The organism is Acinetobacter sp. UBA3025, assembly GCF_002367915.1.
In the GTDB taxonomy this organism is placed as follows: Bacteria; Pseudomonadota; Gammaproteobacteria; order Pseudomonadales; family Moraxellaceae; genus Acinetobacter.
Genome location: NZ_DFDO01000321.1, coordinates 15,029 through 21,094, shown reverse-complemented (window position 1 = coordinate 21,094; position 6,066 = coordinate 15,029). Strand labels below are relative to the sequence as shown.

At 43.2% G+C, this 6,066-nt stretch carries 8 protein-coding genes and 1 pseudogene; 1 reads left to right on the top strand and 8 read right to left on the bottom strand.

All coding sequences use genetic code 11. The annotated features are described in order from the left end of the window. The 8 genes from B4J23_RS13620 to B4J23_RS13585 form a co-directional block, all read right to left on the bottom strand. Window positions 1–364, bottom strand: a 364-nt coding sequence (locus B4J23_RS13620) for an ABC transporter transmembrane domain-containing protein (protein ID WP_291361349.1), incomplete at its 3' end; no start/stop codon positions are given. Further along, window positions 364–786, bottom strand: coding sequence for an ExbD/TolR family protein (locus B4J23_RS13615; protein ID WP_004784014.1), 423 nt, complete (start codon window positions 784–786; stop codon window positions 364–366). The genes B4J23_RS13615 and B4J23_RS13620, both read right to left, overlap by 1 nt. 10 nt (window positions 787–796) lie before the next feature. Further along, on the bottom strand, window positions 797–1,438 hold the full coding sequence (locus tag B4J23_RS13610) for a MotA/TolQ/ExbB proton channel family protein (RefSeq protein ID WP_180033493.1): 642 nt from the start codon (window positions 1,436–1,438) through the stop codon (window positions 797–799). Between the two features lie 37 nt (window positions 1,439–1,475). Next, window positions 1,476–2,363 carry a ParB/RepB/Spo0J family partition protein gene (locus tag B4J23_RS13605; RefSeq protein ID WP_180002195.1) on the bottom strand — a complete coding sequence of 296 codons (888 nt, stop codon included), beginning with the start codon at window positions 2,361–2,363 and terminating at the stop codon, window positions 1,476–1,478. Next, complete coding sequence (locus B4J23_RS13600; protein WP_004784019.1) at window positions 2,360–3,142, bottom strand: ParA family protein; 783 nt, start codon at window positions 3,140–3,142, stop codon at window positions 2,360–2,362. Before B4J23_RS13600 ends, B4J23_RS13605 begins: the two co-directional genes overlap by 4 nt. Before the next feature lie 24 nt (window positions 3,143–3,166). Further along, window positions 3,167–3,799, bottom strand: coding sequence for a 16S rRNA (guanine(527)-N(7))-methyltransferase RsmG (gene rsmG, locus B4J23_RS13595; RefSeq protein ID WP_291361344.1), 633 nt, complete (start codon window positions 3,797–3,799; stop codon window positions 3,167–3,169). Window positions 3,800–3,884: 85 nt separating this feature from the next. Further along, window positions 3,885–4,574 carry an N-acetylmuramate alpha-1-phosphate uridylyltransferase MurU gene (gene murU, locus B4J23_RS13590; protein ID WP_159124003.1) on the bottom strand — a complete coding sequence of 230 codons (690 nt, stop codon included), beginning with the start codon at window positions 4,572–4,574 and terminating at the stop codon, window positions 3,885–3,887. Continuing rightward, window positions 4,575–5,588, bottom strand: a complete 1,014-nt coding sequence (locus B4J23_RS13585) for an aminoglycoside phosphotransferase family protein (protein WP_159124004.1) — start codon at window positions 5,586–5,588, stop codon at window positions 4,575–4,577. Window positions 5,589–5,709: 121 nt separating this feature from the next. Here B4J23_RS13585 and B4J23_RS13580 point away from each other — a divergent pair. After that, a pseudogene (locus B4J23_RS13580) lies at window positions 5,710–6,066 on the top strand (LPS export ABC transporter periplasmic protein LptC); the annotation flags it as partial.

The window sequence follows — 6,066 nt, the reverse complement described above, 5'->3', positions numbered from 1 at the left end:
TTTTGGCCGTAATATGACCGCTGGTATTGTCCAGAAAATATTGCGCAGGCAAACGCAATATTTTGGCAAAGACTTCCTGACGAATATTAAATACCAGATTACGGGAGATGACCGCCGTATAATACCCACCGAGGAATAGGCCTAAGCCCCTGAAGAACATCAGTACTACCACTAAGAATGGGAAAAGTAAGGTGAAACCCTGGTCTCTGTTTTGTATCGCCTCAATGATATATTCCAGTAATTTGGCTACAGAAACTTCTGTCGCCGCATTCATAGAGAAACCAAGCAGGACAATTAAGGCTGTGCCCCAAAATGGTTTTAAATAGTTTAAAAGGCGAAGATAGACCTTAAAATCGTGCTTCACTAATAACCTCGAGTTGGTACTTTCGTACTGATGTTGACATTAACAAAGCCAAGTTGCCCTGCAACGTCCATGACACGAATAACATCCTGATGTGTCGCTTTTGCATCAGCGGCAATGACAAACATTAAATCACGACGTTCATTCGAAATCTGTTTAATTGCCGTATTTAAATCTGCTGCATCTTTACTGGCAATAGACTGACCATTCACGGCATAGTGGCCATTGGCATCCACAATCACTTCAATTTTCTGGTCAAAATTCTTGGGCGGTACACCTTGCGCATCTGGAAGCGTCAGGTTCATTCGGCTCATCTGGTTAAACGTGGTTGAAAGCAGCAGAAAAACCAAAATAAATAACAGGCAATCAATCATGGGCGTCAGATTGATATGTACATCTTCCACCTGGTTACGTTTAAATTTCATGCCCCTGCTCCTAGCTTGCTTTCTTGATGCGTTCTTCTACATCATCTGAAGCATTTAAATAGAACAGGTTGGCATGAAATAACGTTGCTTGCTGTTCCAGTTCCGCCACATATTCCTGAACCAGACGCTGGAAATAACGATGTGCAAATAAAGCAGGAATAGCAATCAGCATACCCGCTGCTGTCGTGATCAGTGCTTTGGAAATACCGGGCATCATTAAAACTGGGTCACTATTAGTACCGACATCAATCATTAAAAATGATTCAATAATTCCAATCACTGTACCGAGCAAACCGAGTAGAGGCGCTACTGCACTCAAAGTACCCAGAAAATTAATATTCTTTTCCAGATAGCCAATTTCCTGTGAAGCTACCACTTCCATCTGGGCACGAGCATATTGCTCAGACTGGTGACGCGCTTCAAAACCAGCTGTAAATACACGACCCAAAGTACTGTTTTTCAAAGCTGAACTTTGTTGCAGCTTTTGCATAGCTTGTTCTGCATTTTGTGCAGGACCCATCAGAAGTGAGTTGGGCAGTACCAGACTCTTTTTTAACCGAATGAAGCGCTCAACTGAAATCGCCAGCATAAATATCGAACACAACACCAGCGGCAGCATCAACCAGCCGCCTGCTTTAACCAATTCCCACATCTGATTTATTCCCCAATAAAAACAAATTTTAAATTAATTATTCATTGCCCAGGATTGAAAGAATCCCGTCCAGCTCTTCTAAAGAATGATAGCTAATAACCAGCTTGCCTTTCCCTTGCTTGTTATAGTCAATTTTAACATCCGCACTAAAGCGCTCAGACAGACGCTGAGTGAGCTGCTGAATGTCTGGCGCAATCGCTGCTTTTGGTTTTTCTGTTTTCGGTGCATTGTAGTCGCGTACCAACTGTTCGGTTTGGCGTACTGAAAGGCTCTTTTCAATGACCATCTCAGCAACTTTAAGCTGATCTTTAGCCTTCAAAGTCAGAATGGCACGTGCATGTCCCATATCCAGCAGGCCCTGCTGCATAAAGTCTTTTACTTCTTCAGCCAGAGTTAGCAGACGCAGCAAATTGCTCACTGTGGTACGCGCCTTACCGACGGTATCCGCAATTTCCTGATGGCTTAAACCAAATTCGTCATGGAAACGCTGCAAAGCCATCGCCTGATCAATCGGGTTCAGGTCCTGACGCTGAATGTTTTCGATTAAAGCTAATGCAATTGCGACCTGATCATTCAGCTCACGCACAATCGCAGGAACTTCAGTCAGACCCGCTAACTGTGCCGCACGCCAGCGACGCTCACCCGCAATAATCTCGTATGGATAGCGCTCATCATCGACCGGACGGATCACGATTGGCTGCATGATGCCATGCTTTTCAATCGATGCTGCCAGTTCCTGCAGATCCTGCTCATTGATATAGCGACGTGGCTGATATTCACCACGTTTCAGCAGATTGACATCAATCTGTTTCAACTGACCATGATCAAGACCTTGTGCTTCGAGTTGTAATTTTTCTTTTTGAATTGATCCCAGCAAGGCATCTAAACCACGACCTTTGGCGAGTCCACGTTTCTTGACGGTCATGCTTTACTTCCTTTTTTCACTTTGCTTTTCTTTAATACTTCAGCTGCCAGATTTAAGTAAGCAACTGCACCCTTTGAACTTTTTTCAAAATAAATAACCGGTAGACCATGTGCCGGCGCTTCAGCTAGACGGATATTACGTGGAATCACGGTTTCATAAAGTTTTTTACCAAAATATTGCTCTAACTCTTCTGAAACATCACGGGTCAAGGCATTTCGAGCATCATACATGGTACGCAATACACCCACGATCTGCAGGTCTGGATTAAGTGCTTGCTGAATGCGGTCAATGGTTTGTGTCAGATCAGCCAGGCCTTCGAGAGCATAATATTCGCATTGCATCGGAATAATCACGCCATCCACTGCTGCCAGTGCATTCACGGTAATCAAGCTTAAGCTTGGTGCACAATCAACAATGATATAGTCGAATGAGGATTCAATTTCCTGCAAAGCTTCACGCAAAATAAATTCACGGCCTTTTTGCTCAGCAATCGCCAGCTCCACACCAGCCAGGTCACGGTTTGCCCCTAAAACCTTGTATCCAACTTCAGCCTTGGTGATCGCAGTTTCAATCGGCACTTCACCCAGCAATACATCAGTCACTGAATACAGCAGGTCATTTTTCTGAATCCCCGACCCCATGGTCGCATTTCCCTGAGAATCCATATCCACAAGCAAAACGCGTTTTTTTAGCACAGCGAGAGATGCCGCCAAATTTACTGCGGTTGTGGTTTTACCGACACCACCTTTCTGGTTGGCAATCGCAATAATTTGTGCCATGTTGACCCCGATCCTTCAAAAATTTTAAATACGTTTTAATAGAAGTAAATGACGTTGTTCGTCCAAGCGCGGAACCTTCAGTTCAATAATCTGACAGCTAAATTCATCTTTTAATGCTGCCACTTCCTCCTCAGGAATCAAACCTTTCATGGAAGCAATAATACTCTGCTCATGCATATACGGTTTAGACGCATTCACAAAATCTGTCAATGAAGCAAATGCACGACTGGTAATCACATCAAACTGACCCAGCTCATTGATACTGTCTTCATTTTCCACACGGGTTTGTACTGCAATGACATTTTTTAATTTTAGGTCTGCAATAAACTGCTTCAGAAAACGAATTTTTTTACCGTTTGAATCCAGTAGTAAGCAATCACGCTCAGGCTGACATAAAGCAATGATCATGCCCGGCATACCACCACCAGTCCCGATGTCGAGCAAACGACCTGCAGGCAAATCCTTCAAAATACTCAGACTGTCAAGCAGATGCTTGACCAGCATTTCCTTAGGATCACGGATTGCAGTCAAATTGTATGCTTTATTCCACAGTACCAAAGCGTCCTGGTACTTGAGTAATAAATTTAAAGCTTCATCAGACAGCTCTAAACCTAAAGCCTGGCTACCCTGCTTTAGTTCTTGAAAAAACGTGTGCATAAACAATCAACGCTCGAAAAAGTTAAGTGGAAGTATACCGTTTTCTCTATATTGGCACAGTAGGGAGTGCTTAGTGAATATTCACTTAAGCAGACTTCCCTTCACGGATCATTAAATCCAGTGCATTCAAACGCTCAGGCGTTCCCACATCCACCCAAATACCTGTCAATTTAGAGGCAGCAATTTTGTTTTCCAGCATTGCTGCTTTTAATAGTGGTGCTAAAGGACGTTTTCCAGCCTCTAAGCCTGCAAACATTTTCGGATGAATCACTGATACACCGCTAAAAGTCAGGTTTTCACCACTGATCTGCTGATCAAAGGTATAAGCCTTGCCGTCTGCAAGTGTGAAATCACCGTTTGGATGCTGTTCCGGGTTTTGTACCAATACCAGATGTGCCAGATTTTCACCCAGCTCAACATTCAATAAAGGTGCAAAGTCCATAGTCGTCCAGACATCGCCATTGACCAAAATGAAAGGCTCATCACCAAGCAGTGGTAAAGCATTAATAATGCCACCGGCTGTTTCCAGACCTTCACCTTCATGTGACCATAAAATCTTGACACCAAACTGTGAACCATCACCCAACGCCTGAGCCAGTTTTTCACCTAACCAAGCCGTATTAATGACAACTTCATTCACGCCCATCGCAGCCAGTTTTTCAATATGCCAGACAATTAGCGGCTTACCACCCACTTCTAGTAAAGGTTTTGGCGTATGCAAAGTTAAAGGACGCATGCGGTTGCCCAAGCCAGCCGCGAGAATCATCGCTTTCATTTAGGCCGCTACCTCGTATGAACCATATTTTGCTTCAAAAGCTGGCATCACTTTTTCATGAATGAACTGCATAAATGGCTGTAATTCAGGATAGTCTTTGGTTTCTTCCAGCAGATACCACATCACACGTGGCAGGTCTTTTAGATAGCCAGATTTACCATCTCGCTCAAACAAGCGGACAAAAATACCTAAAATCTTGATATGGCGCTGAATGGCCATCATATCCGCATCTTTTTTGAACTGTTCGAAATCACGGTCCTGTTTTGCCGCTGCTGGTAACAGGTCATAGAACACTTTAAACCAGCGATAGACACGGTCAGCATTCCACTGCACATAGGCATCGCGGGTAATAGAGATCAGGTCATAGGTATCAGCACCAATCACTGCATCCTGAAAATCAATCACACCTAGTTCGGTTTCATTTTCGATTTTCATCAGGTTACGGCTATGAAAATCACGATGCACAATGACTTGAGGTTGTGCCAAAGCAGCATTCGCCAAAATCGCAAAGGTGCGCTTGATCAGAGCAGACTCTGATTCTGTTGGCTGGATTTTTAAAGCAGGCAGCATCCAGTCAGTCAGCAACTCCATTTCAGAAATCAGCTTCTCATAAGAATAAGCAGGAAACTGACCTTCTCCAGGAATGGACTGCAGCTGAATCAGTTGTTTAAAACTTTGCTCATAATAGGCATCAACCGTCTGATCATTCAGCAGATTTGATAACAGCACATCGCCAAAATCTTCAAGCAGCAAAAAACCATTTTCCAGGTCTTTGGCCACGATGTGTGGAACACGTACGCCATGGGCATCAAAAAATTCATCAATCGTCACAAAAGGCACACAATCTTCTTTTTCTGGTGGTGCATCCATGAGCATAAATGTTTTATTATTCAGTTTGATTCGTGCATAACGACGAAAACTTGCATCGCCTGCTAAAAAATGTGTTTCAAATTGATCTGAACCGAGTACAGAAGCAATCCAAGATTGTATTAATTGTTCGCGTTGAGTATTCATTTGCAATAAATTCTAGTACAGGCTGAGTTTTTAAAGTGCTAAGTGTAGCTACTTATCAACTTTTTCTCTATGATGCGACAATAATTAATTGCGATAAAAGCATGATTGGTTAATGAGACAAATGAAGCATCACTTTAAAATAAACCCTCTAGCGACTGCGATCTTAACCCTTTTATGTAGTAGCTCGGTCTCAAGCTATGCTGCATCAAATGACTCATCCAATGTAAATGCGGAACAACTCAAACAGCGCATTAATGAGACCTATCCCGGTGAAGCATTCTTCTCACAATATTATGTGGATAAATCTTCACCAGAAGCACAGCAGCGTCAAGGTAAATATCTCAGTTCAGCCTATTGTGAAGGTGCCTGGGTCACTCCTATTGCACCTGATGCACCGACGATTGACCCTGAACAGGCAACTTCAACCATTACTGCAGACTATGGTCATTATAATCCGGCCGGTGATTCCTACTTAGAT